Source organism: Streptomyces sp. MMS24-W38, assembly GCF_059889265.1.
Map to the genome: position 1 here is coordinate 4,720,567 of NZ_JCBCPP010000001.1, position 25,622 is coordinate 4,746,188.

Sequence of the window (25,622 nt, forward strand, 5' to 3'; positions counted from 1 at the left end):
ACCGCCTTGTCGGCCCAGTCCGCCCCGTCGGCCTTGTTCGGCTTGGGTGGCATCGCCGCCTTGGCCGCCTTCTTCGTGTTGGCTTCCGCGGGCATGGGCCCCGTTCCGTGACCGTCGGTGAAGGTTGGTGATCGGACAGCATGGCACGCGTCCCGTCGTGGCGTGAATCACCTGATCCACTGCTCCCGGTGTCCCTACCTGCCGGTAGATTCGGAGCCTCGGAACGATCAACTCTGAAACTTGTTCCAGGTTAACGTCCCGACGTAGAGTCGCGGGACCGTGCAGGGAGAAGGGGGCCCAGGGTGACCGCTGAGGCCAGTCAGGCCGGGCCCTCGCGGGGTCCCTCCGCCGCCGATGGCTTGCGACCGCTCCGCATCGCACTCCTCACCTACAAGGGAAACCCGTTCTGCGGCGGCCAGGGCGTCTACGTGCGCCACCTCTCCCGCGAACTCGCCCGCCTCGGACACCAGGTCGAGGTCATCGGCGCCCAGCCCTACCCCGTCCTCGACGAGGGCCACGACGGGCTGAGCCTCACCGAGCTGCCCAGCCTCGACCTCTACCGCCAGCCCGACCCCTTCCGCACCCCGGGCCGCGACGAGTACCGCGACTGGATCGACGCGCTCGAGGTCGGCACGATGTGGACCGGCGGCTTCCCCGAACCGCTGACCTTCTCCCTGCGGGCCCGCCGCCATCTGCGGGCCCGGCGGGGCGACTTCGACGTCGTGCACGACAACCAGACGCTCGGCTACGGCCTGCTCGGCGACCTCGGCACACCCCTGGTGACCACGATCCACCACCCCATCACCGTCGACCGGCAGTTGGAGCTGGACGCCGCCGGGAGCAGGCGGCGACGCGCCTCGGTGCGCCGCTGGTACGCCTTCACCAGGATGCAGAAGCGGGTGGCCCGCCGGCTGCCGTCCGTGCTCACCGTCTCCGGAACCTCCCGTGAGGAGATCGTCGAGCACCTGGGCGTACGGCAGGACCGGATCCACGTCGTCCACATCGGCGCCGACACCGACCTGTTCTCGCCGGACGCGTCGGTGCCCGTCGTGCAGGGCCGGATCGTGACCACGTCCAGTGCGGACGTGCCGCTCAAGGGCCTGGTCTTCCTCGTCGAGGCGCTGGCGAAGGTCCGCGTCGAGCAGCCCGAGGCCCATCTCGTCGTGGTCGGCAAGCGCCCCACCAAGGGGCCCGTCGCCGACGCCGTGGAGCACTACGGGCTCGAGGGCGCCGTCGAGTTCGTCAAGGGCATCTCGGACGCGGAACTGGTCGACCTGGTGCGCTCCGCCCAGGTCGCCTGCGTGCCGTCGCTGTACGAGGGCTTCTCGCTCCCGGCCGCCGAGGCCATGGCCACGGGCACGCCGCTGCTCGCCACGACCGGCGGCGCGATCCCGGAGGTGGCCGGCCGCGACGGCGAGACCTGCCTGGCCGTCCCGCCCGGCGACGCGGGCGCGCTGGCCGCCGGACTGAACCGACTGCTCGGGGACCCCGAGCTGCGCGCGCGGCTCGGCGCGGCCGGCCGGGAACGGGTGCTGCGGCACTTCACCTGGGCCCGCGCGGCCGAGGGCACGGTGGCCCGCTACCGCGAGGCGATGGCCCGCGCCGGGGTCGCAGGGACCACAAGGGCTGCGGAGACCGTGGGCGCCGACCCCGCCGTCGCCAGTCCCGCGGCGGACCGGCCGCTCGTCGCAGAAGAACCCGTCACCTCCCACCGCGAAAGCAGGGCCACGTGCTGACCGTCGACTTCTCCCGGTTCCCGCTCGCCCCGGGCGACCGTGTCCTGGACCTCGGTTGCGGAGCCGGCCGGCACGCGTTCGAGTGCTACCGGCGCGGGGCGCGGGTCGTGGCGCTGGACCAGAACGGCGAGGAGATCCGCGAGGTCGCCAAGTGGTTCGCGGCGATGAAGGAGGCCGGGGAGGCGCCCGCCGGGGCCACCGCCACGGCGATGGAGGGCGACGCCCTGGCCCTGCCCTTCCCCGACGAGTCCTTCGACGTCGTGATCATCTCCGAGGTGATGGAGCACATCCCCGACGACAAGGGCGTCCTCGCCGAGATGGTCCGCGTGCTCAAGCCCGGCGGCCGCATCGCGGTCACCGTCCCGCGCTACGGGCCCGAGAAGGTGTGCTGGACCCTGTCCGACGCCTACCACGAGGTCGAGGGCGGCCACATCCGCATCTACAAGGCCGACGAACTGCTGGCCAGGATGCGCGAGGCCGGCCTGCGCCCCTACGGCACCCACCACGCGCACGCGCTGCACTCGCCGTACTGGTGGCTGAAGTGCGCCTTCGGCGTGGACAACGACAAGGCGCTGCCGGTGCGGGCGTACCACAAGCTGCTGGTCTGGGACATCATGAAGAAGCCGCTGGCGACCCGCATCGCGGAGCGGACCCTGAACCCGGTGATGGGCAAGAGCTTCGTGGCGTACGCGACCAAACCGCATCTGCCCCGCACCGAGGCCGGGGCGGGCGCCAAGTGACCACCCCCCGGACAGAACACCTCGTCCTGCCCGGGGTCCTCACCGCCGGGCAGGCCGCCGAGACCGTCGCGGGCATCCTCGCCGCGCAGCGTGAGGACGGGGCGATCCCGTGGTTCCGCGGACACCACCTCGACCCGTGGGACCACGTCGAGGCAGCGATGGCGCTGGACGTCGCGGGCGCCCACGAGGCCGCCGAGCGGGCCTACCTGTGGCTGGCCAGGCACCAGTTGGCGGACGGCTCCTGGTACGCGGCGTACGCCGACGGCGACCCGCACGACGTCACCGACCGGGGCCGGGAGACCAACTTCGTCGCCTACGTCGCCGTCGGCGTCTGGCACCACTACCTCTCCACCGGCGACGACACCTTCCTGGACCGCCTGTGGCCCACCGTGTACGCGGCGGTGGAGTGGGTGCTGCGGCTCCAGCAGCCCGGCGGGCAGATCGGCTGGCGGCGCGACGACGACGGCACGGCCACCACCGACGCGCTGCTCACCGGCTGCTCCTCCGTCCACCACGCGCTGCGCTGCGCGCTGGCCATCGCCGAGCAGCGGGAAGAGCCGCAGCCGGACTGGGAGTTGGCGGCGGGCGCGCTCCGGCACGCGATCCGGCACCACCCGGAGCGGTTCCTCGACAAGGGCCGCTACTCGATGGACTGGTACTACCCCGTACTGGGCGGCGCCCTCACCGACACGGAGGCCAAGGCCCGGATCACGGAGGGCTGGGACCGTTTCGTCGTCCCCGGACTCGGGGTGCGCTGTGTGATCCCCAACCCGTGGGTGACCGGCGGGGAGTCGGCCGAACTCGCCCTGGCCCTGTGGGCGATGGGCGAGTCCGACTGGGCGCTGGAGATCCTCCAGTCCATCCAGCACCTGCGCGATCCGGAGAGCGGCCTGTACTGGACGGGGTACGTCTTCGACGACGAGGCGATCTGGCCGGTCGAGTTGACCACCTGGACGGCCGGCTCGCTGCTGCTGGCCGTCGCCGCGCTCGGCGGCCACGAGGCCACCTGTGCGGTGTTCGGCGGCGACCGCCTGCCCCGAGGCCTCGACCCGGACTGCTGCGCCCTGGACTGAGCGGCCCAGGTGCCGGGGAAGGGGCCGAAGGCCCTCAGTGCCGGTGGAGGCGGTTGGCGATGGCGTGGCCGATGAACAGGTAGACGATCGCGGCCAGTCCGTATCCGGCGACCACGCGCGCCCACTCCGCGTCGAACGTGCTGTGTTCTCCGGGGGACACCCCCAGACCCCCTGGTCACGCGATCAGCCGCTCGGGCGGTCGGGGCGTGGGCCGGAGGGGCCGTGGGGGTGTGGATCAGCGTCGGTGGAGGCGGTTGGCGATGGCGTGGCCGATGGACAGGTAGACGATCGCGGCCAGTCCGTATCCGGCGACCACCCGCGCCCACTCCGCGTCGAACGTGCTGTGTTCTCCGGGGGACACCCCCAGACCCCCTGGTCACGCGATCAGCCGCTCGGGCGGTCGGGGCGTGGGCCGGAGGGGCCGTGGGGGTGTGGATCAGCGTCGGTGGAGGCGGTTGGCGATGGCGTGGCCGATGAACAGGTAGACGATTGCGGCCAGTCCGTATCCGGCGACCACCCGCGCCCACTCCGCGTCGAACGTGAACAGGTCACGTGACCAGCCGGCCAGCCAGGAGGCCGCGTCATGGACGAACTGGACCAGACGGTTGGCCCGGTTGGCGTCCAACAGGTACATCAGAATCCACAGTCCGAGAATGACGGCCATGATGTCCGCGATCACCGCGACGACCGTCCCCGCGGAGGTGGAACCCGTGCGATTTCGAGGGGACATGGTGTCCGTCTGGCCCCGGCATCCCGATGCAAACCCGAACGGCGGTCAACACCGGTAATTCCGCGGGAATTCAGCTGCACGACAACGGCCCCCCGCCCGGCAGGGCGAGGGGCCGTACGGCACGGGGGCGGGGTCAGCCGCGCTGGATGCCCGAGGTGTCCTGGAGCACACCGCGGCGGCCGTCCTGCGTCTGGGCGACGAGGGCCGGGCCGCGCTGCTCGACGGCCAGGTACCAGGTACCGGGGGCCAGTTCGGCGATCGGCGTCTGCGAACCGTCCTCCGGGAACAGCGGCCGGGGCACCGGGACGGCGAACCAGAACGGCGAGAAGTCGGCGGCGGGCGGCGCGGCCGGCTGGCCGCCGAACGACTGACCCGGCTGACCCGGCTGGCCCGGCTGCGGCTGACCGCCGAAACCGGCCTGCTGCGCACCCGGGTAGCCGTAACCGGCGGGCGGCTGGGCGCCGTAGGGCTGCGGGGCGGCGGGACGGGCCTCCGGGATGAGGGCGGCCTCGAGGGCAGGGACCAGGGGGGTGGCAATGGCGGCGGCGGTCAGGAGTAGGGCGGCGATCAGGCCGAGGATCAGGCCTGCGCCGGTGTCGGGCTCCCTGCCGCCGAGACCGGAGAAGAGATCGTCGAACGCCCCCAACGGATCGATGATCGTCCAGAAGGATGTCCACGCGGCGAAGATCGTCAGGGCCACGCCGAGCTGACCCAGGTCAAGACCGGCAACCTTTGGCGGCTGGGGCAGCGCGCGGGCCATGACGATGAGAGCCGCACCGGCGATGCCGGCGATGTACAGGCTCATCACCAGGCCCAGGTTGTCCCAGGCGTTGGGGATGTTGCTTTCGTCGCCGCCGAACGTGTCGAGGAACGACGCGATGAACAGCAATACCGCTGCTCCGATCACCACGCCGTCGCCTCGAGTGAGGGAGCGGATATTCACTTCAGGTCCTTCTGGGTCGTCTCGTCGTCGGTAGAGGCGTCGCTGTCACCACCTCGCCCTCGGGGCCCGGTGTGAAGCGCGGGGGTGACCCCTCGTCGTGGGGACGACACTATCGTCCGCACGATCGGGATGTCCGCCTGGATCAGTGCGCTGATCTCTACCCGCGCAGGAAACTCACGATTCCCTCGGAGATTCCTTGCGCCGCTTTCTGCCGCCAGGCACCGCTGGTCAGAAGTGCCGCGTCCTTGCTATCGCGCATGTTGCCGCACTCGATGAACACCTTGGGAACCGTTGACAGATTGAGACCGCCCAAGTCCTTACGCGTGACGAGACCGGTGCCGTCGCCCACGTAATTGGAGGGCGCGTTGCCGGTGACGCGCACGAAGTTGCCCGCGATGCGCTCACCGAGTTCGCGGGAGGGGCCGACGATCGCCCGGGTGTCCGCCGCGCCGGAGCGCACGGAGCCGGGGAGGATCACGTGGAAGCCGCGGTTCCCGGTGCCCGAACCGTCCGCGTGGATCGACACGACGGCATCCGCCTTCGCCTTGTTGCCGATCTCGGCCCGCTCGTCGATGCACGGCCCGAACGGCCGGTCGGCGTCCTGGGTCAGCTTCACCGTGGCGCCCTGCTCCTCGAGGAGTTCACGCATCCGGTGGGCGACGTCCAGGGTGAACTTCGCCTCGGTGTAACCGTCGTCGGTGGACGTGCCGGTGGTGTCGCACTCCTTGGAGTTCGTCCCGATGTCCACCTGGCGGTTGATCTCGGCGGTGTGCCGGAAGTTGCCCGGATTGTGTCCGGGGTCGATGACGACGACCTTCCCCTTGAGCGGCCCGGACCCGGCGGGCGCGGACGAGGAGGCGGGATCGGACGGGGAGGCGGGATCGGACGGGGAGCCGGAAGCTGCGGAGTCGCTCGGCTTCCCGCCGTCCGGGTCGCCGGACCCGTCCGACGGCGAGGCACCGGGGGAGGACGGCGCACGGGACGAAGCAGAACCCGAGGACACCTCGGACCCCGCGGTAGCGCCCCCGTCGTCCCCCGACCCGTCCACGGCCGCGTAGACGGCCCACCCGAGCAGCGCCCCCGGTACGAGCGCGGCCAGCGCCGCGGTCAGGAGCCTGCTCCGGGAGCGGCGGGCGGGGGGCGGTTCGAAGCCGGGTCCGGTGTACGACACCCGGCCACCCTAGCGGCCGCCGCGCACCGCCATCGTCCCCCTGGGACGGCCTCCGAGCCTCAGATCCCGTGCCCGGTACGGCGCAGGACGCGCAGTGAGCCCGTGGCCGAGACCTCCGTGAAGGCGCCGGAGGCCAGGGCGCGGAGGTGGACGCGGTAGGGGGCCTGGCCGGTGAACTCGTCGACGGGGTCGGGGAAGACGTCGTGGATGACGAGCAGGCCGCCCTCGGCGACGTGCGGGGCCCAGCCCTCGTAGTCGGCCGTGGCGTGTTCGTCGGTGTGGCCGCCGTCGACGAAGACCAGGGCGAGGGGGGAGTTCCACAGGGCCGCGATCACCGGGGAGCGGCCGACCAGGGCGACCACGTGGTCCTCCAGGCCCGCCCGGTGGAGCGTGCGGCGGAAGGTCGGCAGGGTGTCCATCACCCCCAGTTCGGGGTCGACCGTCTCCGGGTCGTGGTAGTCCCAGCCCGGCTGCTGCTCCTCGCTGCCGCGATGGTGGTCCACGGTGAGCGCGGTGACGCCGGCCGCGCGGGCCGCGTCGGCCAGCAGGAGCGTCGACCGGCCGCAGTAGGTGCCGACCTCCAGCAGCGGCAGGCCCAGCCGTCCCGCCTCGGCCGCCGCCGCGTACAGGGCCAGGCCCTCGTCCGCGGGCATGAAGCCCTTCGCCGCCTCGAACGCGGCCAGGATCTCGGGCTCGGGTGCCGGGGGGTTCGGCGTCGGCATCGGTTCCGGCGTCCTCTCGGTCGTACGCGTCCGGTCGTACGCGTCTGGGGGTGCCCATAGTGCCGTACCCGTCGGGAGCGGCGGACGGGGGGCTCGTAGCGCCGCTGCGGGCGGCTCCGGGTCGTCCTAGGTCGGAAGGACCAGGGCCCGTCCCGGCGAATTCCCGATGCAAGGGGTGCTCGCCGGTTGAGATCATGGCGCCCATGCTCGAAGTTCCGGACACCACCGTCACCCGCACACCCCGTCGCAGCGCGCCTCCTTTGTGGCTGGCGGTGGCGCTCGCGTGTGTCGGGCAGTTCCTCGTCGTGCTCGACGTCTCCGTGGTCAACGTCGCGCTGCCGTCGATGCGGACCGGCCTCGGGCTCAGCGCGCAGGGCCTGCAGTGGGTGGTGAACGCGTACGCCATCGCCTTCGCCGGTTTCATGCTGCTCGGCGGACGCGCGGGTGACCTCTACGGACGCAAGCGGATGTTCCTCGTCGGCCTCGGCCTGTTCACGCTGGCCTCGCTGGCCGGCGGACTGGCCCAGGACGGCTGGCAACTGCTGCTGGCGCGGGCGGTGCAGGGGCTCGGGGCGGCCGTCCTGGCGCCCTCCACCCTGACCATCGTCACCTCGGCGGTCCCCGAGGGCGCCGCCCGCGCCCGCGCCATCGCGACCTGGACCGCCGTCGGGGCGGGCGGCGGCGCGGCCGGCGGCTTCGTCGGCGGGCTGCTCACGGACGCGCTGTCGTGGCGGTGGGTCCTGCTGATCAACGTGCCGATCGGGGTGGTGGTGCTGGCCGGGGCCGCCTGGTGGCTGGCGGAGGGCCGGGCCGGGGACGGGCGGCGGCTCGACCTGCCCGGCGCGCTGCTCGTGACGGCCGGCCTCGCCACCCTCGCCTACGGCATCTCCCAGACCGAGGCCGAGGGCTGGACGGCGGCGCCCACCCTGGTGCCGCTGCTCGCCGGACTCGCCCTCATCGCGCTGTTCCTCCTCGTCGAGGCGCGGGCCAAGGCCCCGCTGATGCCGCTGGGGCTGTTCCGGGTGCGGTCGGTGTCGTCGGCGAACGTGGCGATGTTCCTGAACGGCGCCGCGATGTTCTCCATGTGGTTCTTCATGACCCTCTACGCGCAGAACGTCCTCGGCTACACCCCGCTGGAGGCCGGGTTCGCCCTGGTGCCGAGTTCGTTCGCCGTGATCGTCGGCTCCAAGGTCGCGCCCCGGCTGATGCGAGCGGCCGGGGCGCGCGCCGTGGCCGTGCTCGGCACCTTCGTCGCGATGACCGGCTTCGCCTGGCAGTCGACCATGACGGCGGACGGGGCGTATCTGACGTCGATCATGTTCCCCGGCATCCTGATGATGCTGGGCGGGGGCATCGCCGGGACCCCGCTCGCCGCGCTCGCGACCTCCGGCGCGGCCCCCGAGGAGGCAGGCCTGGTCTCCGGGCTGATCAACACCTCGCGCACGATGGGCGGTTCGCTGGGCCTGGCGGTCCTGTCGACGATCGCGGCGGCCCGTACGGCGGGCAGCGGGACGCCGGAGGCCCTGACCGAGGGATACGCCCTGTCGTTCCGTACGGGGGCGGCTGTGCTGGCCGCCGGGATGGTGCTGATGTGGCTCTGGCTGCCCCGGAGAGCCACGGCGGCGCACTGAGAGCGCCCTGGGGGCGGGCAGCGGGGAAAGCAGTGGAGAAAGTGGGCGTCGGGCCGGTCGGAGAGGTGCCGTGACGGCCCGTGGCAGGGGCCGGCACGGATGTTCCTCCCCGCCCCCGAACGGCCCCTCGGCGCCGGTCGCGCCAGCCCCTCCCAGGGGTCGCCGAAGCCTCCGTGGAAGTCCCAACCAGCTGCGCCGGCCTGGGACTTCACGCCTCCTGTGGATACGGTCACCGCATACGGAAGGGGGCCCGGATGGACCGGAGCACACGCACCGTGGACGACGTACTCGGCCTGCTGGACGACCTGTTCGCACCGGAGGCCGACCGGTGGACGCGGCAGGGCGCCGACTGGTGGGACGGCTTCTACGCCGACCGCTCCCGGCCGGTGCCGTTCTTCGTGGCGAAGCCGGACGAGAGCCTGGTGTCGTACGTCGAGCGGGGCCTGCTCACCGGGGGCCGGGCGCTCGAGGTGGGCTGCGGCCCCGGCCGCAACGCGCTGTATCTGGCCGCGCACGGCTTCGAGGTCGACGCGGTCGACCTCTCCCCGGCCGCCGTCGGCTGGGCACGTGAGCGGGCCCGCGAGACGGATGCGCGCGGCGTCCGGTTCCACTGCGGCGACGCCTTCGCCCTCACCCGTGACGGCGGGGAACTCGCCGGACCGTACGACCTGGTGTACGACTCCGGCTGCTTCCACCACCTGCCCCCGCACCGCCGGATCAGTTACCTCGCGCTGCTCGACCGGGTCCTCGCCCCGGGCGGCCGGTTCGCGCTCACCTGCTTCGCGGCGGGAGCGATGGGCTCGGAACTGTCCGACGCGGAGTTCTACCGGGGGCAGGGCGGCCTCCGGGGCGGGCTCGCCTACACGGACGAGTCGCTGCGCCGGATCTTCTCCGACCTGACCGGGATCGAACTGCGCCGCATGCGGAAGGAACCGGAGGACTCACCGCTCTTCGGGGAGGACTTCCTCTGGACGGCACTGTTCCAACGGGACGCATGACGGCAGGCCCGAAGCGGAGCCGTGGGCCGTGAGCGGTGACGGCGGGACGGTGGTGTCGGCCGCCGCCACGGCGGCGAGCGCGGGGTCGATCACCGTCTCCCCGGCCAGCACCCGGCGGATCGCGGAGGTCAACTCCCGTACCGACCCGTCCTTGACGAGGAAACCGGCGGCCCCCGCCGCCATGGCCTGTCGCAGCCGGTCGGGCCCGCCGGTCGTGGTGAGGATCAGCACCCGGCAGTCGGGCACCTGGTCGCGCAGTGCGGCGGCGGTGTCCAGACCGCCCGGGCCGCTCGGACCGGCCGGCCCGAGGTCGAGGAGGGCGACGTCGGGGCGGTGGGTGAGCGCCGTCTCCACGACCGATCGCCCCGCCGCCACCTGGGCCACGACCTCGATTCCCGGCTCCATCCGGAGCAGTAAGGCGAGCGCCCCGTACCTCGTGACGGGGTCCTCCGCGAGCAGGACCCGGACGGAGGTGGTGGGCCGGTGGTCCCGGGGCATCTCGTTCACGGACGAAGCGTAGGACGAACGGGCGGAATGCGCCGCTTCACGCCCTCGCGTCTTCGCCCGAACGCGTTCCAGAACGCCAGAGCAACCAGAACCGGGAGACCCCGTGCCCATCGACGCAGCCAAGGCGCTCGCCGCCGAACCCCGGACCGACGAGATCACCTGGGGGCACAGGGACGTCCAGCTCTACCACCTCGGCATCGGCGCGGGCGTCCCCGCCACCGACCCCGACGAACTGCGCTACACCCTGGAGTCCGGGCTGCACGCCCTGCCGAGCTTCGCCACCGTCGCGGGCGCCGGGGCCCCCGGGGTGATCGCCGGGCTGTCGATGCCCGGCGTCGACGTCGACCTGGCCCGCGTCCTGCACGCCGGCCAGTCGCTGATCCTGCACCGCCCCCTGCCCGTCGCGGGCACCGCCACCGCGAGCAGCAGGATCGCGGCGGTGTACGACAAGGGCGGGGCGGCCGTCCTGGTGATGCGCACCGACGTCGCCGTCGCCGACGGCCCGCTGTGGACCGACGAGGCGCGGATCCACGTACGCGGCGCGGGCGGCTGGGGCGGTGACCGGGGTCCGTCCGCGCGGCGCGAGCCCCCCGTCGGGCCGCCCGACCTGACGGTGGAGCGGACGACCCGGGAGGACCAGGCGCTGCTCTACCGCCTCTCCGGCGACTGGAACCCGCTGCACGCCGACCCCGGGTTCGCGAAACTCGGCGGGTTCGAGCGGCCGATCCTGCACGGGCTGTGCACCTACGGCATGACGCTCAAGGCGGTCGTCGACACACTGCTCGGCGGGGACGTCACCCGTGTCCGTCGCTACGACACCCGGTTCGCCGGGGTCGTGTACCCGGGCGAGACACTGCGGATCCGCATGTGGCGCGGATCCGGCGAGGTGCGGGTGACCGTGAGCGCACTGGACAGGGACGACGCGCCCGTGCTCGCCGACACCGTCGTCGAACACCTCTGAACCGAACCGGCCCGCGGCCGAGGAAACGCGACGGACCAGGTACGGCCCCGCCCGTCGTGCGACGGGCGGGGCCGTACCGATCCACCTGATATCCGACTGATACCTGTCGTTACGTCAGGCAACCTGCTCCGACTGCTCGTTCTCCTCAGCGGGCCTGCGGTGACGGCCCCGAGGGGTCACCGTGGAGTCCTGCTGGGAAACCGGTCCGCGGTGCCTGCCCTGCCCGGAGGCGATCTGCCAGCCGTCTGCGGTCTGCGGCTGGTTCGTGCCGGCATCGTTCATTGGAAGGAACTCACCCCGTAAAACTGATCTTCCTGCAACCGGGCGAGTCTAACCGGCGGGCCACGGTGCGTATCCAGGCGACCACGCCGACCGCCGCTACTTCGTTACAAGCGGTCCCAGCGGCGCCTGTTGCAGGGGGATGGGGCGGGGCGCGGGGACGGTCGTCCGCATCGCGGGGCCGACCGCGGGCGCGGGTGCCGGGGACTCCGCTTCCGACGGGACGTGCGGGATGTCCTCTTCTTGCTGTCGTCCCCGCTGTCGCTCCGGTGCCGGCGGGTACAGCAGGGCCACCGCGCACGGCACCGCCGGTGTGGCGCAGGGCAGCCGCAGCACCCCGTCCGCCGTCCACAGCCCGGTTCCGGCCAACCACCCCTCGGGCGCAGGGAGATGGCGCACCTGCCGCAGCCCCGGCCGCCACACCCCGACCCAGCTGCCGAGCACGCCGTCCGCGTCGTCCGTGCTGTTGACGCGCAGCGCCACCGAGCAGCTCTCCGGCGTCAGCACCTGGCCGGGCTGGATCGCGAACGGCGTGACCGCGCAGTCCGGCAGCCGCAGGCACTCCGGGAAGCGCACCGGCAGCGCGCTGCCCAGCACCCCCCAGCCCAGCCGGGCCCGTCCCGGTGAGGGCGCGTCCGAGCGGATCAGCAGCAGCCCGCTGTCCGGGTCGGCGAGCAGGACCCGGTCGTCGCTCTCCGGGGCGAGCTGCAACAGGGGCGAGACCTCGCCCCCGCGGCCCAGGTCCACCACGACCGACTTGGTGCGCCCGCCGGTCTCCCGGTCCAGGGCCAGCATCCGGCCGGTGCGGTCCAGCCACACCCCGCCCGAGCAGCGGCCCGGGATCTCGGCGAGGCGCTCGGGCCCGAAGGCGCCGCCCGCCACCAGCCACAGGGCCGTCGACCGCGGGCCCACGGCCACGGCGTACGCCCGCCGCCCGCACGGGGCGGGCGGCAGCAGCCGCAGCCGGGCCCCCTCGTCCGGGCACGCGATCGCGCCGAGCGACAGCTCGCCGGTCCCGGGGCCGGCCGGGTACAGGAGGGAGAAGGTGTGGCTCCCGTCCTGCCGCCCGTCCGCCGGCCGGTGGACGAGGACCCGCCCGTCGCCCAGGGGCTGCACCTCGGTCCCGGGCTCCTCGGGCCGGCCACCGGGCAGCGGTACCGCGTAGGGCTCGGGGCCGTCCAGGGTCCAGCGCTCCGGGACCAGGGAGCCGTCGACGGGGGCGAGGCGTGCGGCGTAGGAACCGTCGGCGGTGAGGACGCAGCCCGGCGCGGGTCTCCCGTCCCCGTGTTCCGTACCGCCCTCGCCCTCCGTACCGGACCTGTGCTCCGTGTCCGCGCGCCCGGTGCCCGAGTGGCCCGTCGAAGGCTCGATCGCACACATCGTCATCGTTCGGTCACCTCCGGCGACGAACGTAGTTTTCGTACGCGCGGACGGAGGACCCGGCGGCCCCCGCTTCACACATAAGGGTGTTCCAGGAACGATTCGCCTGAGGAAACGAGGGCTTATGTGCTCATCGGTATCGGGTCCGTTCCAGGTGCCCGCACCGGTACTGCAGCGCCAAAGGGGCAGGTAGCCTTGCGCTTGTGCCCCGTCTGTCTGAAGTCATCACCGCGCTGGAGACCCTGTGGCCCGCCGAGCGGGCCGAGTCCTGGGACGCGGTCGGCACCGTCGCGGGTGACCCCGACCAGGAGGTCACCCGGGTCCTGTTCGCGGTCGACCCCGTCCTGGAGATCGTCGACGAGGCGGTGAAGCTGAACGCCGACCTGCTGATCACCCACCACCCGCTCTATCTGCGCGGGACGACCACCGTCGCGGCCTCCACCGCCAAGGGCCGCGTGGTGCACAGACTCATCAAGAACGACATCGCGCTGCACGTCGCCCACACCAACGCCGACACGGCCGACCCCGGGGTGAGCGACGCCCTGGCCGGCGCGCTCGACCTGCGCGTCGTACGGCCGCTCGTGCCGGACACCTCCGACCCCGAGGGCCGCCGCGGGCTCGGCCGGGTCTGCGAACTGGACCACCCGCTGACCGTCCGCGAATTCGCCGCCCGCGCCGCCGAACGCCTCCCCGCCACCGCGCAGGGCATCCGCGTCGCCGGCGACCCCGAGGCGCTCGTCCGCAGGGTCGCCGTCAGCGGCGGCTCCGGCGACAGCCTCTTCGCCTACGTCCGGGCGGCCGAGGTGGACGCGTACCTCACCGCGGACCTGCGCCACCACCCGGCGTCGGAGTTCGCGGCGGACCATGCCGCCCACCGTCCCCTCGCGCTGCTCGACGCGGCGCACTGGGCCACCGAGTGGCCCTGGTGCGAGCTGGCCGCAGCCCAGCTCGACGAGATCTCCGACCGCCACGGATGGGGCCTTCGGGTCCATGTCTCCGCCACGGTCACCGACCCCTGGACCGCCCACGCGGCGTCCTTCGTCCACCCGTCGCCCACCACCACCCCTCCAGGGAGCGCTTCGCGCGCCCCCTCCCACTCCGATACATCTGGAGCCCCCAACTGAACGCCGCGTCCGCCGACCAGATCCGACTCCTCGACGTCCAGGACCTCGACATCCGCCTCCAGCAACTCGCGCACAAGCGGAAGTCGCTCCCCGAGCACGCCGAGATCGAGTCGCTGACCCGGGACCTCGCCCAGCTGCGCGACCTGCACGTGGCCGCGCAGACCGAGGAGAGCGACTGCGCCCGCGAGCAGACCAAGGCCGAACAGGACGTGGACCAGGTGCGCCAGCGCGCCGCCCGCGACCAGCAGCGCCTCGACTCCGGCGCCGTCTCCTCGCCCAAGGACCTGGAGAACCTCCAGCGCGAGATCGCCTCCCTCGCCAAGCGCCAGGGCGACCTCGAGGACGTCGTCCTGGAGGTCATGGAGCGCCGCGAGTCCGCGCAGGAGCGGGTCGCCGAGCTGGCCGAGCGGGTCGCCTCCGTCCAGTCGCGGATCGACGACGCGACCGGCCGCCGGGACGCGGCCTGCGCGGAGATCGACGGCGAGGCCGCCACGGTCACCAAGGAGCGCGCGGTCGTCGCCGGAGCCGTTCCCGCGGACCTGCTCAAGCTGTACGAGAAGCTGCGCGAGCAGCGCGGCGGCATCGGCGCGGCGAAGCTGTACGCGCGCAGCTGCCAGGGCTGCCGCCAGGAGCTCGCCATCACCGAGCTGAACGAGATCCGCCAGGCCGCGCCCGACACGGTGGTGCGCTGCGAGAACTGCCGCCGCATCCTGGTCCGCACCGCCGATTCGGGGCTGTAGGGGTTGTCTCCGGTGCGGGAGTTCATCGTCGAGGCCGACGGTGGGTCACGGGGCAACCCCGGACCCGCGGGCTACGGGGCCGTGGTGAGCGACGCGGCGACGGGGGAGACGCTGCGGGAGGCGGCCGAGTACCTCGGCGTCGTCACGAACAACGTCGCCGAGTACTCGGGTCTGCTGGCCGGTCTGCGGGCCGCCCGTGAGCTGGACCCGGAGGCCGCGGTCCACGTCCGGATGGACTCCAAGCTCGTCGTCGAGCAGATGTCGGGCCGCTGGAAGATCAAGCACCCCGGCATCAAGCCGCTGGCGGCCGAGGCGGCGCGGGTCTTCCCGCCCGGCCGGGTCACCTACGAGTGGATCCCGCGCGAGCAGAACAAGCACGCGGACCGCCTGGCCAACGAGGCGATGGACGCGGGAGCGCGGGGTGGGGCGTGGAGCGCGTCGGACTCGCGCGCCGCACTGGACACGCCGGGCACACGGCCCGTGACCCCCGAGCCGTCCGAGCGGTCCGGTCCGACCGGGGGCGCGGCCGCCGGTGCGGCACGGACGCGAGCGGCTGAGGCCGCCGCCGGGGTCGCCGATGCAGGGGGCGCGGGTGCCGGTGCGGGCGACGCCTCTGTCGGAAACGCCCCTGCCGGAAAGGCGGCAGCCGACGTCCGGGCCGCGCAGGCCGTGGCCGCCCCCGGCACCGAGACGGCCGCCACCCGTACTCCGGCGTCGGCCGCCACCCCCTCGTCGGGCTGGGCGCCCGCCGACATGGGCCCGCCGGCCACCTTCGTGCTCCTCCGGCACGGCGAGACCCCGCTGACCCCCCAGAAACGGTTCTCCGGCAGCGGCGGCAGCGACCCCTCCCTCTCCGACGTCGGCAGGGAGCAGGCCGAGAAGACCGCCGCCCACCTCGCCCGGCGCGGCACCGTCCAGGCGATCGTCGCCTCGCCCCTGGTCCGCACCCGCGAGACCGCCGGCGTCATCGCCGCCCGCCTGGGTCTCGACGTCACCGTCGACGACGGGCTGCGCGAGACCGACTTCGGCGCGTGGGAGGGCCTCACCTTCGCCGAGGTGCGCGAACGCCACCCCGACGACCTGAACGCCTGGCTGTCCTCCCCGGACGCCGAACCCACCGGCGGCGGGGAGAGCTTCGCGGCCACCGCGAACCGGGTCGCGGCCGCCCGGGACCGGCTGACCGCCGCGTACGCGGGCCGCACGGTCCTGCTCGTCACCCATGTGACCCCGATCAAGACCTTCGTACGCCTCGCCCTGGGCGCCCCGCCCGAGGCCCTGTTCCGGATGGAGTTGTCGGCGGCCTCGCTGTCGGCGGTGGCGTACTACGCCGACGGCAACGCCAGCGTCCGGCTGTTCAACGAGACGTCCCACCTGCGCTGAGGTCCGCCGCCGCGCGGGCCAGCCGTTCGATCCGGGCCCAGTCGCGAGCCGTCACCGCATCCGCCGGGAGCATCCAACTGCCGCCCACACAGGCGACGTTGGGCAGCGCGAGATAGTCCGGCGCGGAGTCCGGGCCGATCCCGCCGGTCGGACAGAAGCGGGCCTGGGGGAGCGGCCCGGCGATCGCCTTCAGATACGCCGTCCCGCCCGACGCCTGCGCCGGGAAGAACTTCATCTCCCGCACCCCGCGCTCCAGCAGCGCCACGACCTCCGAGACCGTCGACACCCCCGGCAGGAACGGCACCCCGGACGCCAGCATCGACTCCAGCAGTACGTCCGTCCAGCCCGGACTGACGAGGAACCGCGCCCCGGCCGCGACGACCTCGCCCACCTGCCCCGGAGCGATCACCGTGCCGGCCCCGACCACCGCGTCCGGCACCTCGGCGGCGATCGCGCGGACGGCGTCCAGGGCGGCGGGCGTCCGCAGGGTCACCTCGATCGCGGGCAGCCCACCGGCGACCAGTGCCCGCGCCAGCGGTACGGCGTCGGCGGCGTCCTCCACCACGACGACGGGCACGACGGGCGCGAGATCCAGCACGGAGGCGGAGGGGGCCGGCGAGGGCAGGGGTGAGCTCATGGCGTCATCCTGCCTTCAGTGAAGCGCCCTGCGCAAAGGGTGTTGCATTGCATGCAACGGAATCCGTGCCGGTCAGTGGATCTGGTCCACCAGTACATCCAGCGCCCAGGGCGTCCCCGCCCGCCCCGGTGCCTGTGCCTCCACCACGTATCCGAGATCCCGCAACGCCTCCACCAGGGAGGCGGGGTCCTTGGGCGCGGTCCCGGCCGTCAGCAGGCTGCGGACGATCCGTCCCTTGGTCGCCTTGTTGAAGTGGCTGACCACCTTCCGGGTCGGCGCGTGCAGCACCCGTACCGTCGCCGTACGCGCGGCCGCCTCGCCCTTCGGCTTCCACGCCGCCGCGTACGCGGCCGACCGCAGGTCCAGCACCAGACCGCCGCCCGCCGCTTCCGGCAGCACCGAGGCCATCGGCGTACGCCAGTACGCACCCAGCGCCCCGAGCCCCGGCAGCCGGACACCCATCGAGCAGCGGTAGGAGGGGATCCGGTCGGTGACCCGGACCGCGCCCCACAGCCCCGAGAACACCAGCAGCCGGCGGGCGGCCCTGCGCTGGGCGGCCGGGTCGAGCGAGGCCAGGTCCAGGGCGTCGTACAGCACCCCGGTGTAGATCTCCCCGGCGGGCCGGGCCCCGGCGGTGCGCAGCTCCACGTTCTTCGCGACCTCGCCCCGCAGCCCCTCGCTCAGCCCCAGCACCTCGCGCGCCTTGTCCTCGTCGGCGGCGCACAGGTCCACCAGCTCGGTGAGGACGGCCTCCCGGGCCTCGGCCAGCCCCGGCAGGGACAGGGACTCCGGCTTCAGCGGGGCGCCGCGGCCGGAAGTGGCCTTGCCTTCGGACGGCGGCAGCAGGACAAGCACGCGTTGCTCCTCACGGTAGAACCCAGCCGACAGCGTACGGTGCCCCGGCCCTACGCCTGAGGGGCCCATCGCCCCGCCGCCAGCGCCCGGACCAGGGCGTCGGGCTCGTCGGCGTGGAACCGTACGACGCGCACCTCCCGGGTCCGCCCGAAGAACGTGACATGGGTGACCGGCTGCGTGAGTTCCAGCGTGACCGTGGTCTGCGAGCCGACCTCGACGTTCAGCTCGCCGTCGGCCCGTTCGTGGCTCATCCGCAGCTCACGCCGGACGGAGGCGATCCGCTCCAGCGGTATCCGCAGGTCGACGTGGACGGCCCCGCGGACCCGCAGCGTGCCGGAGTCCGGGTCCAGCACATGAGGGCGTACGACGTTGGCGGCGTGCAGGGCCACGACGACGACCACGGTGTACACGTCCAGGAACAGCACCACCGCGTGGACCGTCGGCCAGTCGAGCAGCAGCACGGACATCACCACCGTCTCGACCACGCACACGAACGCGAACCCGAACATCACCGCGCCGTGCCCCCGCGCGTACCCGAAGGCCGACCCGCCCCCGACGCCGTGCGTCCGCCGCACCAGCCACAGCACCAGGCTCACCAGCAGCCGCAGCTCGTGCCGGACGAGAACCCCGGCGCCCCTGACGGCCCTCATGACCGCCCGCCCTCCATGACGATCCGCATCATCCGGCGGATCGCCTCCGCCTGGGCGGGGGCGAAGTCGGCGTAGAAGGCCCGCAGGAAGCTGTCGTCCTGGTCGACGGCGAGGTCGTCCGGCAGCAGTTCGGCCGGCAGACACGCGGCGAGGGCACGGGCGGCCTCGTCGACCCGGGGATCGTCCGGCGCGGCGTCGACGAGCGCGTCGAGCAGCGCGTACGCGTCGAGCGCCCGCTCCATCCCGCCCGGCGCACCCATCACACCGCTGAACGCACCCATGAACCGCTCCCGTTCCTCCGGATCCGCCGTCGTCTCGATCAGCGCGAGCATCTCCCGGTCCTTGGCGGCCATGGGTGAGCCGGACACGTCCGGCATCTCCCTGAAGAGCGTGGCCAGTTCGGGGGAGACCGGCCCCTCGGCGGTCAGCCCGCCCTCCGTCTCCAGCAGGGCCCGCAGCCGCGCCCGGCGGTCCCGGACCGCCGCCTCCTGCCGGGCCAGGTCCTCGTCCAGCTCGGTCAGCACCTCGGCGAGGTCCTTCCCGGCGTCGTCCGCGAGCACGTCCCGCACCTCGGCCAGCCCGAGCCCCAGCTCGGTCAGCCGCCTGATCCGCGCCAGCACGACGGCATGCCGCAGCGTGTAGTCCCGGTACCCGTTGGCCCGCCGCTCCGGCTCCGGGAGCAGCCCCAGATGGTGGTAGTGCCGCACGGTCCGCGTGGTGACACCGACGGCCGTGGCGAGTTCTCCGATCCGCATGCCCCCAGTAGAGACGTTGACGCCGCGACAGGGTCAAGCGCACAGGGTCGGGTGAACGGGACCCGGAGGGCACGACGAGGGACGACTGCGGGACCCAGCCTGGCAAGCGACCGAAAGAGAGAGGCACAGCACCGTGATGACCTACGACCCGATCTCGGAGCAGCTCCTGCTGGACTGGTTCGTCGTTCTCGACCCCCCGGAGGGATTCCGGGCGGAACTCATCGAGGGCGAACTCGTCCTCACCCCACTCCCCGACGGGTCACACGCGCACTGCCTCAGCCTGATCGCAAGCCAGATGTACACCCGCTCCCGAACCGCCATGGACTTCTCCGGGAACAAGGGTCTGAAACTGAGGGGCGCCGCCGCCTGCCCGCAGGACCACGTGATCCCCGACGGCACCCTCGCTCCCACGGAACTGCGCCTCTACCGGGGAGCCGACCCATGGATGCCTTGCGAAGGCGTCGCCCTGGTGGTGGAAGTGACCTGGACCAAACCCGAGACCGACCGCGAGACGAAACCACGCTGCTACGCCCGCGGCGGCATCCCCCTCTACCTCCTCGTCGACCGCGAAGCCTCCTCGATCACCCTGTTCAGCGCTCCGGAAGGGGGAACCTACCGCAAGCAGTCCACCCTCCCCCTGGGCAAGCCACTGCCCCTCCCCGCCCCCTTCGCCTTCGACCTGGACACCGCCGACTTCCTCTGATCCCCTGTGGGCGGGGGTGCGGGGTGACGAACGTACGGGAGCAGGCCCGCTGGACCAGGGCGCGGCTCGGGGTCTGCGGGCCCTCCGTCGACCTGCTCACCGCCCGTTTCGACCGGCACGAGTACGCCCCGCACGCCCACGACGAGTTCACGGTCGGCGTGACCACCGGCGGCCTGGAGGCCATCGCGTACCGCGGCGGACGCATCGTCTCCGGACCCGGCTCCCTCGTCGTCCTCGAACCCGGCGAGATGCACACCGGCGGCCCCGCCGCCCCCGAGGGCTACGCCTACCGCGCCCTGTACGCCGTGCCCGCCCTGCTCACCGACGGGACCCTCGGCACCGGGCTCCCGCACTTCCGCGAGCCGGTCCTCCACGACCCCGAACTGGCCGGCGCCCTGCGCCGCGCGCACACCGAGGTCAGCGCCCGCCCCGACCCCCTGGAGGCGGAGTCGAGGCTGCCCTGGCTGCTCACGGCCCTCGCGCACCGCCACTCCACCGCCCGCGCGGACACCGGCGCGGTTCCCGGTGCCGGGCGCATCGCCCTGGCCGTGCGCGACCGTCTCGCCGACGAACTGCTCGCCCCGCCCTCCCTCGCGGCCCTCGCCGCCGACCTCGGCCTGTCCCGGTACCAACTGCTGCGCGCCTTCCGTACGACGATGGGGATACCGCCCTACGCCTGGCTCGCCCAGTACCGGGTCACCAGGGCCCGCGGCCTGCTGGAGGCCGGGCTGCGCCCCGCCGAAGTGGCCGGACTCGTGGGCTTCGCCGACCAGGCCCACCTGACCCGGTGGTTCCGCCGCGTCCTCGGGGTGACCCCGGCGGCGTACCGCAACAGCGTTCAAGACCCGGGGCGCTGACCCGGCCGAGACTCGCCGCATGACTGCACGCGGCTGGTTCCTGTTCTCCCTGATGGGAGTGGTCTGGGGCATCCCCTATCTGATGATCAAGGTGGCGGTGGAGGAGGTGTCCCCGTCCGGGGTCGTCTTCGCCCGCTGCGCCCTCGGCGCCCTGCTCCTGCTGCCCTTCGCCCTGCGGCAGGGAAGCCTCACCGGGACCGTCCGAGCCCACTGGCGCCCCCTGCTGGCCTTCGCGGTCATCGAGATCATCGGCCCCTGGTACACCCTGACCTCCGCGGAACGCCACCTCTCCAGCTCCACCGCCGGCCTGCTGATCGCGGGTGTCCCCATCGTGGGCGTGGCGCTCGCCAGGTTCTTCGGCGACACGGAGCGCCTGGGCGCACGCCGTCTCACCGGCCTGGGGCTCGGTCTGGTGGGCGTCGGCGCCCTCACCGTCCCGCACCTGACCGGCGGCGACGCCCGTTCGCTCGCCGAGGTGCTGGTGACGGTACTGGGTTACGCCATCGCCCCGCTCATCGCCGCCCGCCATCTGAAGCAGGTCCCGTCCCTCCAGCTCACCGCGGTCTGCCTGACCCTGGCGGCAGTCGTCTACGCCCCGGCCGCCGTGCTCACACGGCCGGCCGAGCTGCCCTCCGCTGGTGCCCTGACCGCCCTCGCCGGCCTGGGCGCCGTCTGCACGGCGGTCGCGTTCGTCGCCTTCCTGGAACTGATCAAGGAGGCGGGACCGACCCGGGCGACCGTCATCACGTACGTCAACCCGGCGGTTGCCGTGACGGCCGGGGTACTCCTCCTGGGCGAGCCCCTGACCGCGACGGTCCTGGCGGCCTTCGCCCTGATCCTCACCGGCTCGGTCCTGGCGACGGCCGCGGCACCGGGGCCCCGCTCGCGCCCGGTACCATGGTCGGCACGGCAGACGAGCCGGGCGGGCGGCCGCGTGGAGTCCCTTGTGGGGCTTCCCGAGGAACGTCCGGGCTCCACAGGGCAGGGTGGTGGCTAACGGCCACCCGGGGTGACCCGCGGGACAGTGCCACAGAAAGCAGACCGCCCGGCGCTCAGGCGCCGGGTAAGGGTGAAACGGTGGTGTAAGAGACCACCAGCGCCTGAGGTGACTCAGGCGGCTAGGTAAACCCCACCCGGAGCAAGGTCAAGAGGAGCGCCGTGAAAAGCGCTCTGCGCGGACGTTCGAGGGCTGCCCGCCCGAGTCCGCGGGTAGACCGCACGAGGCCGGCGGCAACGCCGGCCCTAGATGGATGGCCGTCACCGGCGGGCCCGCGAGGACCCACCGGAACAGAACCCGGCGTACAGCCCGACTCGTCTGCCGCCACCTGTGATTCCGCGCGCTCCGACGACCGCCCCCTGTCGTGGGCGGACGTGAGGGCGGCTCGGAGACGTGTGGGGTGGGGCGGCGCCGGCGGCTCGCGTGGTGCCTCCCGCTCGGCTGTCATGGTGTGTCGGGTCGGGACTCGTAGTGCAGGGTGTGGAAACGGCCGGCTTCCTCGCGCCCTGCGGGGTCGCCGCCCAGCGCCCGTACCGCCGCGATCGCGTACCGCCGTTCCCGCTCGTCGGTGAAGAGGCGCTGCGGATAGGTGCGGGAGGCGTCGACGGTGGTGCTCAGACCGTGCGCGGTCAAGGCCCGGACGATCGGTCGGTACGACACCGTCCGCAGCACGAACGCGCTGACCCACACCGGTCTCCGGGCGCCGCCCAGCAGCGCCGTGAACGTTCGGGCGGTGACGTAGCTGCCGCCGCCGGTCAGCGTGACGAGGCCGACCTCGGTGAGCGCGCGGTTCAGCCCGGGGCCGGGCGAGCCCTGTTCGAGGTCGTCGGTGAAGGCGGCGTCCAGGAGCCCCACCTCGAGCGCGTAGTGCACGGCGGGTGCCGAGACGTCCAGGCCGAAGACCGGCACCGCGTCCGGTCGGCGTCGCTCGGCGTAGAACTCCTTGTCCCGTGCCGCCAGTTCCGCCGTCGACACCGTCCGGTGAGCGGGGGAGGTGTACCGCTCGTACATCTCCGCCAGCGTCACGTCGTGGTTGAGCAGCGCGGCGTTGATCCCGTACGAGCAGCACACGTCCAGCACCGCCGGCCTGTGCGGCCGGCCGTCGTCGAGCGCGGCCCGTTCGGCGGCGACCTGCCGGAAGACCGGCTGGGCGTGGTGCGGGATCTCGTACTCCAGCGGGGCCAGCCGCCTGAAGTACGCGCGCGGATCCGGCCGGTCGTAGATGTCGTCGAACCGCGACTTGCCGCCCCCCGCGCCCTCGGTGCCGCCAGAGCCTGAACCGGCCATGCCGTACTCCTCCTCACGGAACACGTCTGTACTTCACTTCCATCATGTCCCGCTTCCGACGGCCCGGGCTGTCTGCCGCACACGGGGCTCGCGAGGACACCCGATCGCTCCGGACACGGAAGCCGAACGTCCTCACGGCGGCCCGGGGGGCTGCGGGGGCGCCGACGGAAGCCGCGAGTTCCGGCGGAACCGGTCGATGTCGTGCGCGGTGATGATTCCGCTCAGCCGGCCGCCGTCCATCACGAGGATCGGCAGGAGGATCCCGGTGGTGCCGAGGCGCTCCAGGACGGAGTTCAGCAGTTCGTCCGGCGCGGCGAGCGTGCATCGGGACAGTGGGGTCGCAAGGTCGCGTACCCGCAGCGACGCCCGCTTCTCGAGCGGCAGGCCGGCCAGTCGGCGCAGTTGTACGACGCCGCTGGGGTGGCCCTCGAAGTCGAGCAGCGGCAGCACCGAGTGCCCCGCCTGCGCGGTCACCTCGGAAAGGAAGCGGTCCACGGTCAGCCAGTCGGGGCCGGTGACCACCGGAGTGGTCATCGCCTGCCCGACCCGTACGCCCCGCAGGGCTGTGACCAGCTCGGCCCACCGGCGTTCGGCCGCCGCGGCGCCCGCCACGAACAGGCCGACGACGATCAGCCACAATCCCGCCGTCACTCCCCGGGCGAACGCCAGCCAGCCCAGGATGGCAAGCGCCATGCCGACGACCTGGCCACCGCGTCCTGCCGCCCGCTGAGCCCGCTCGCGGTCCCCCGTACGCCACCACAGCAGGGCCTGCGTCAGCCGGCCTCCGTCCAGGGGCGCGGCGGGCAGCAGGTTGAAGACGCCCAGCAACAGGTTCGTGCCACCGAGCCAGCCCAGTACGGCGACCGGGATCCGCCAGCCCAGCGTCGCCGCGACCGCGGCAGCCGCGCCGATACCGACGGCGCCGAGCAGCAGACTGGCGAGCGGCCCGCTGGCGGCGACCAGGAAGGCCGTCCGTGGTGTCGTCGGCTGGTCCATCCGAGTGACCCCGCCCAGCGCCCACAGTGTCATGTCCTGCACGGGGATCCCCGCCCTGCGAGCCGTCAGCGCGTGCGCGGCCTCGTGCACCACCAGACTCGCCAGCAGCAGCAGGGATCCGGCCACTCCGGCGACCGCGTACACCACCGGCGCCAGGCCCGGCACGTAACCGGGCAGTGTCCGGGCCGCCAGGCCGTACGCGAGGAGCAGCATGAGCAACGGCACGCTCCAGTGCGCCCGCAGCGCCAGGCCCCGGACACTTCCGAGCCGGATCGAACCCTTCATCGCCCTCACCGCCGACGACTCCCGCCCCCGACTGCACTGTCTTCTCCCTTTCCATGGTCGGTCGTCGGCCCCGTAACGGGAAACGGTCCGTGCGACCAGACCTGCGGAGCCGGGATCGGCGGCGCCGGCGTCCCAGGCAGGCAGAGAGCGTGCCGCGGGCCTACGGTGGTCAAAGAGAGTTCGGCGAGCCGACCGGTGTTGCGGAGGAGGCTGCGATGGAAGAGCACTTCGTCTGGGTGACGACGCGGCGCATTCGGCCGGACGCCCTGGAGGACTTCGAGAAGGCGTGGCGGCCGGAGCCCGCCCCGCAGGGGCTCCGTCGCGCCTACGCCTACTGGTCCGAGGACGGACAGGAGATCACCGGGGTGTCGTTCTGGGACTCCCGGGAGACCTGCGACGCGTGGCGGTCCTCCGAGGCGGAGGCGCAACGGCGTGCGGCCATGGCCCCGTACGTCGCCGAGGAACGGGAGGGCTTCTACCGCGGCCGCGAACTCGGCGTCCCCCAGCGGTAGCACTGTGCCGAGCCGCTCCGGCGGCATGACGCGGTCGGCCTCGGTGCCCCCGACGAGTGGTGCCGTGCGGACCGATACCACTGTGGTCTGCGGCAGGCCTCATGACGCGGCAGTGGATCAGGCGGGCCGTCCGCGAGAGACGACGGCGGCCACGGCCGGTCTCGTCCCTCGTGCCGCACCCCGGCCCGGAGCGAGCATGGAAGGGAGGGGGTGAACACGGCACGGATCCTGGTGCAGGGCGACGACCTCGTGGTGCGCCTGCCGTGGTGGGAAAAGGCCGCCGCGCGCCGCGGAGGTGTGCGCGTGCCGCTGGCGGCCGTACGCCGGGTGACGGTGGAGCCCAGCTGGTGGAGGGCCCTGCGCGGAGTGGTTCTGCACGGTGTCTGGATTCCCGGCGTGCTGTGCGTCGGCACGCGGGGGCACCCCGGCGGGCAGGACTTCGTGGCAGTACGGCCCGGCAGGCCCGTGGTGTGCGTCGAACTGCGGCCCACGGCTCCCTTCAGCCTCCTGGCCGTCTCGGTGCGGGACGACGCGGAGGTCATGGCGGAACGGCTGCGGCGTCGCACGCCGGACAACGACGCCTCCACCCCTTGGCGGCAGCCCCTTCCGGCCGCCGAGGAGACGGAGGATTCCTGGAGGGCGCTGGCCAGGGAGCCCCGCCGACGACGGAGACGGCCGGCGACCGGCGTCGATGCCGAGGGCCGGGCAGTCGGTGTAACCGCGGTGGTCGCCGACGTACTCGGTAAGCGTCGAAGAGCTCAATTCGTACGCCGGACAGAAGTTTCTCGGCACCAGTGCCTCAGCTGGTTAATCGCAAGTTCTCGCCTGGAGGATCGCCTCGGCTCGAGCAATTGATATGGGGTCCTCGATTCCGTTGTCCGGGCCGTCGGATCGTTCGGAGGTGGCTCCTGGATCCAGCGGATTTCCGTCCACACGTGAGTGCTTCCGGGAGCAGTCATCGTGAGGTGCCCCG

Annotated in this window: 28 protein-coding genes, 1 other RNA gene and 1 pseudogene; 15 read left to right on the plus strand and 15 right to left on the minus strand. The window is 73.0% G+C overall.

The annotated features are described in order from the left end of the window. The first annotated feature begins 302 nt into the window (after positions 1 to 302). The 3 genes from AC6F7H_RS20420 to AC6F7H_RS20430 are packed head-to-tail and all read left to right on the plus strand — an operon-like array spanning position 303 to position 3,549. Complete coding sequence (locus AC6F7H_RS20420) at positions 303 to 1,736, plus strand: glycosyltransferase family 4 protein (protein WP_500758362.1); 1,434 nt, start codon at positions 303 to 305, stop codon at positions 1,734 to 1,736. Further along, a complete protein-coding gene (locus tag AC6F7H_RS20425) occupies positions 1,730 to 2,476 on the plus strand; it encodes a class I SAM-dependent methyltransferase (RefSeq protein WP_500758363.1) in 747 nt (248 codons plus the stop codon). Before AC6F7H_RS20420 ends, AC6F7H_RS20425 begins: the two co-directional genes overlap by 7 nt. Next, on the plus strand, positions 2,473 to 3,549 hold the full coding sequence (locus tag AC6F7H_RS20430; RefSeq protein WP_500758364.1) for a prenyltransferase/squalene oxidase repeat-containing protein: 1,077 nt from the start codon (positions 2,473 to 2,475) through the stop codon (positions 3,547 to 3,549). Before AC6F7H_RS20425 ends, AC6F7H_RS20430 begins: the two co-directional genes overlap by 4 nt. 34 nt (positions 3,550 to 3,583) lie before the next feature. Here AC6F7H_RS20430 and AC6F7H_RS20435 read toward each other — a convergent pair whose 3' ends face one another. The 6 genes from AC6F7H_RS20435 to AC6F7H_RS20460 form a co-directional block, all read right to left on the minus strand. Beyond that, entirely contained in the window at positions 3,584 to 3,709 is a 126-nt protein-coding gene (locus AC6F7H_RS20435; protein WP_500758365.1) for a hypothetical protein, read from the minus strand. A gap of 75 nt (positions 3,710 to 3,784) precedes the next feature. Then, positions 3,785 to 3,910 carry a hypothetical protein gene (locus AC6F7H_RS20440; protein WP_500758366.1) on the minus strand — a complete coding sequence of 42 codons (126 nt, stop codon included), beginning with the start codon at positions 3,908 to 3,910 and terminating at the stop codon, positions 3,785 to 3,787. 75 nt (positions 3,911 to 3,985) lie between these two features. After that, positions 3,986 to 4,279: a hypothetical protein gene (locus AC6F7H_RS20445; RefSeq protein WP_500758367.1), complete on the minus strand. Its 294-nt coding sequence runs from the start codon at positions 4,277 to 4,279 to the stop codon at positions 3,986 to 3,988. 133 nt (positions 4,280 to 4,412) lie between these two features. Then, complete coding sequence (locus AC6F7H_RS20450) at positions 4,413 to 5,222, minus strand: hypothetical protein (protein WP_500758369.1); 810 nt, start codon at positions 5,220 to 5,222, stop codon at positions 4,413 to 4,415. 157 nt (positions 5,223 to 5,379) lie between these two features. After that, on the minus strand, positions 5,380 to 6,393 hold the full coding sequence (locus AC6F7H_RS20455; RefSeq protein ID WP_500758371.1) for an N-acetylmuramoyl-L-alanine amidase: 1,014 nt from the start codon (positions 6,391 to 6,393) through the stop codon (positions 5,380 to 5,382). A gap of 59 nt (positions 6,394 to 6,452) precedes the next feature. Beyond that, a complete protein-coding gene (locus AC6F7H_RS20460) occupies positions 6,453 to 7,115 on the minus strand; it encodes a class I SAM-dependent methyltransferase (RefSeq protein WP_500758372.1) in 663 nt (220 codons plus the stop codon). 194 nt (positions 7,116 to 7,309) lie between these two features. Here AC6F7H_RS20460 and AC6F7H_RS20465 point away from each other — a divergent pair, with 194 nt between their 5' ends. Both AC6F7H_RS20465 and AC6F7H_RS20470 read left to right on the plus strand, forming a co-directional pair. Continuing rightward, complete coding sequence (locus AC6F7H_RS20465) at positions 7,310 to 8,746, plus strand: MFS transporter (protein ID WP_500758373.1); 1,437 nt, start codon at positions 7,310 to 7,312, stop codon at positions 8,744 to 8,746. Positions 8,747 to 9,000: 254 nt separating this feature from the next. Beyond that, positions 9,001 to 9,744, plus strand: a complete 744-nt coding sequence (locus AC6F7H_RS20470; protein ID WP_500758375.1) for a class I SAM-dependent methyltransferase — start codon at positions 9,001 to 9,003, stop codon at positions 9,742 to 9,744. Here AC6F7H_RS20470 and AC6F7H_RS20475 read toward each other — a convergent pair. Next, a complete protein-coding gene (locus AC6F7H_RS20475) occupies positions 9,688 to 10,242 on the minus strand; it encodes a response regulator (protein ID WP_500761969.1) in 555 nt (184 codons plus the stop codon). The two genes, AC6F7H_RS20470 and AC6F7H_RS20475, sit on opposite strands and share 57 nt — an antisense overlap. A gap of 112 nt (positions 10,243 to 10,354) precedes the next feature. Here AC6F7H_RS20475 and AC6F7H_RS20480 point away from each other — a divergent pair, with 112 nt between their 5' ends. Then, positions 10,355 to 11,212 (plus strand): MaoC/PaaZ C-terminal domain-containing protein, encoded by an 858-nt coding sequence (locus tag AC6F7H_RS20480; RefSeq protein ID WP_500758376.1) that lies wholly within the window; start codon positions 10,355 to 10,357, stop codon positions 11,210 to 11,212. Between the two features lie 114 nt (positions 11,213 to 11,326). On the opposite strand, the gene AC6F7H_RS20485 is transcribed toward AC6F7H_RS20480, so the two are convergent. Both AC6F7H_RS20485 and AC6F7H_RS20490 read right to left on the minus strand, forming a co-directional pair. Beyond that, complete coding sequence (locus AC6F7H_RS20485) at positions 11,327 to 11,494, minus strand: hypothetical protein (RefSeq protein ID WP_500758377.1); 168 nt, start codon at positions 11,492 to 11,494, stop codon at positions 11,327 to 11,329. A 96-nt stretch (positions 11,495 to 11,590) separates the two neighbouring features. After that, positions 11,591 to 12,877, minus strand: coding sequence for a hypothetical protein (locus AC6F7H_RS20490; protein ID WP_500758378.1), 1,287 nt, complete (start codon positions 12,875 to 12,877; stop codon positions 11,591 to 11,593). A gap of 197 nt (positions 12,878 to 13,074) precedes the next feature. Between AC6F7H_RS20490 and AC6F7H_RS20495 the strand changes: the two genes are divergently transcribed. Genes AC6F7H_RS20495 through AC6F7H_RS20505 form a run of 3 tightly spaced genes read left to right on the plus strand, consistent with a single transcriptional unit; the run spans position 13,075 to position 16,115 of the window. Continuing rightward, positions 13,075 to 13,995 carry a Nif3-like dinuclear metal center hexameric protein gene (locus AC6F7H_RS20495; RefSeq protein WP_500758379.1) on the plus strand — a complete coding sequence of 307 codons (921 nt, stop codon included), beginning with the start codon at positions 13,075 to 13,077 and terminating at the stop codon, positions 13,993 to 13,995. Then, a complete protein-coding gene (locus AC6F7H_RS20500) occupies positions 13,992 to 14,735 on the plus strand; it encodes a zinc ribbon domain-containing protein (RefSeq protein ID WP_500761971.1) in 744 nt (247 codons plus the stop codon). The genes AC6F7H_RS20495 and AC6F7H_RS20500 overlap by 4 nt, the downstream gene beginning before the upstream one ends. A 12-nt stretch (positions 14,736 to 14,747) precedes the next feature. Next, positions 14,748 to 16,115 (plus strand): bifunctional RNase H/acid phosphatase, encoded by a 1,368-nt coding sequence (locus tag AC6F7H_RS20505; protein ID WP_500758380.1) that lies wholly within the window; start codon positions 14,748 to 14,750, stop codon positions 16,113 to 16,115. Here the strand turns inward: AC6F7H_RS20505 and eda are convergent. The 4 genes from eda to AC6F7H_RS20525 form a co-directional block, all read right to left on the minus strand. Continuing rightward, positions 16,090 to 16,752: a bifunctional 4-hydroxy-2-oxoglutarate aldolase/2-dehydro-3-deoxy-phosphogluconate aldolase gene (gene eda, locus AC6F7H_RS20510; RefSeq protein WP_500758381.1), complete on the minus strand. Its 663-nt coding sequence runs from the start codon at positions 16,750 to 16,752 to the stop codon at positions 16,090 to 16,092. The two genes, AC6F7H_RS20505 and eda, sit on opposite strands and share 26 nt — an antisense overlap. 72 nt (positions 16,753 to 16,824) lie before the next feature. Beyond that, positions 16,825 to 17,607, minus strand: a complete 783-nt coding sequence (yaaA, locus tag AC6F7H_RS20515) for a peroxide stress protein YaaA (RefSeq protein ID WP_500758382.1) — start codon at positions 17,605 to 17,607, stop codon at positions 16,825 to 16,827. 50 nt (positions 17,608 to 17,657) lie between these two features. Further along, positions 17,658 to 18,257 (minus strand): hypothetical protein, encoded by a 600-nt coding sequence (locus AC6F7H_RS20520; RefSeq protein WP_500758383.1) that lies wholly within the window; start codon positions 18,255 to 18,257, stop codon positions 17,658 to 17,660. Next, entirely contained in the window at positions 18,254 to 19,012 is a 759-nt protein-coding gene (locus AC6F7H_RS20525) for a MerR family transcriptional regulator (protein WP_500758384.1), read from the minus strand. The genes AC6F7H_RS20520 and AC6F7H_RS20525 overlap by 4 nt, the downstream gene beginning before the upstream one ends. 136 nt (positions 19,013 to 19,148) lie before the next feature. On the opposite strand from AC6F7H_RS20525, the gene AC6F7H_RS20530 reads away from it, so the two are divergent. From AC6F7H_RS20530 to rnpB, 4 genes and pseudogenes are all read left to right on the plus strand, one after another. Then, a complete protein-coding gene (locus AC6F7H_RS20530) occupies positions 19,149 to 19,715 on the plus strand; it encodes a Uma2 family endonuclease (RefSeq protein ID WP_500758385.1) in 567 nt (188 codons plus the stop codon). A gap of 23 nt (positions 19,716 to 19,738) precedes the next feature. Beyond that, the gene (locus AC6F7H_RS20535) at positions 19,739 to 20,572 is read left to right on the plus strand and encodes an AraC family transcriptional regulator (RefSeq protein WP_500758386.1); all 834 of its coding nucleotides are present in this window, start codon (positions 19,739 to 19,741) and stop codon (positions 20,570 to 20,572) included. 19 nt (positions 20,573 to 20,591) lie between these two features. Next, a pseudogene (locus AC6F7H_RS20540) lies at positions 20,592 to 21,419 on the plus strand (DMT family transporter); the annotation flags it as partial. A gap of 67 nt (positions 21,420 to 21,486) precedes the next feature. Beyond that, positions 21,487 to 21,890, plus strand: an RNA gene (rnpB, locus tag AC6F7H_RS20545) — RNase P RNA component class A. Positions 21,891 to 22,013: 123 nt separating this feature from the next. On the opposite strand, the gene AC6F7H_RS20550 is transcribed toward rnpB, so the two are convergent. After that, positions 22,014 to 22,856, minus strand: coding sequence for a hypothetical protein (locus AC6F7H_RS20550; protein WP_500758387.1), 843 nt, complete (start codon positions 22,854 to 22,856; stop codon positions 22,014 to 22,016). Positions 22,857 to 22,988: 132 nt separating this feature from the next. Beyond that, positions 22,989 to 24,137: a site-2 protease family protein gene (locus AC6F7H_RS20555; RefSeq protein WP_500758388.1), complete on the minus strand. Its 1,149-nt coding sequence runs from the start codon at positions 24,135 to 24,137 to the stop codon at positions 22,989 to 22,991. A gap of 215 nt (positions 24,138 to 24,352) precedes the next feature. On the opposite strand from AC6F7H_RS20555, the gene AC6F7H_RS20560 reads away from it, so the two are divergent. Together AC6F7H_RS20560 and AC6F7H_RS20565 are read left to right on the plus strand one after the other, a co-directional pair. Continuing rightward, positions 24,353 to 24,649, plus strand: coding sequence for a hypothetical protein (locus tag AC6F7H_RS20560; RefSeq protein ID WP_500758389.1), 297 nt, complete (start codon positions 24,353 to 24,355; stop codon positions 24,647 to 24,649). Between the two features lie 210 nt (positions 24,650 to 24,859). Beyond that, a complete protein-coding gene (locus AC6F7H_RS20565; protein WP_500758390.1) occupies positions 24,860 to 25,504 on the plus strand; it encodes a hypothetical protein in 645 nt (214 codons plus the stop codon). The last annotated feature ends 118 nt before the right edge of the window (positions 25,505 to 25,622 follow it).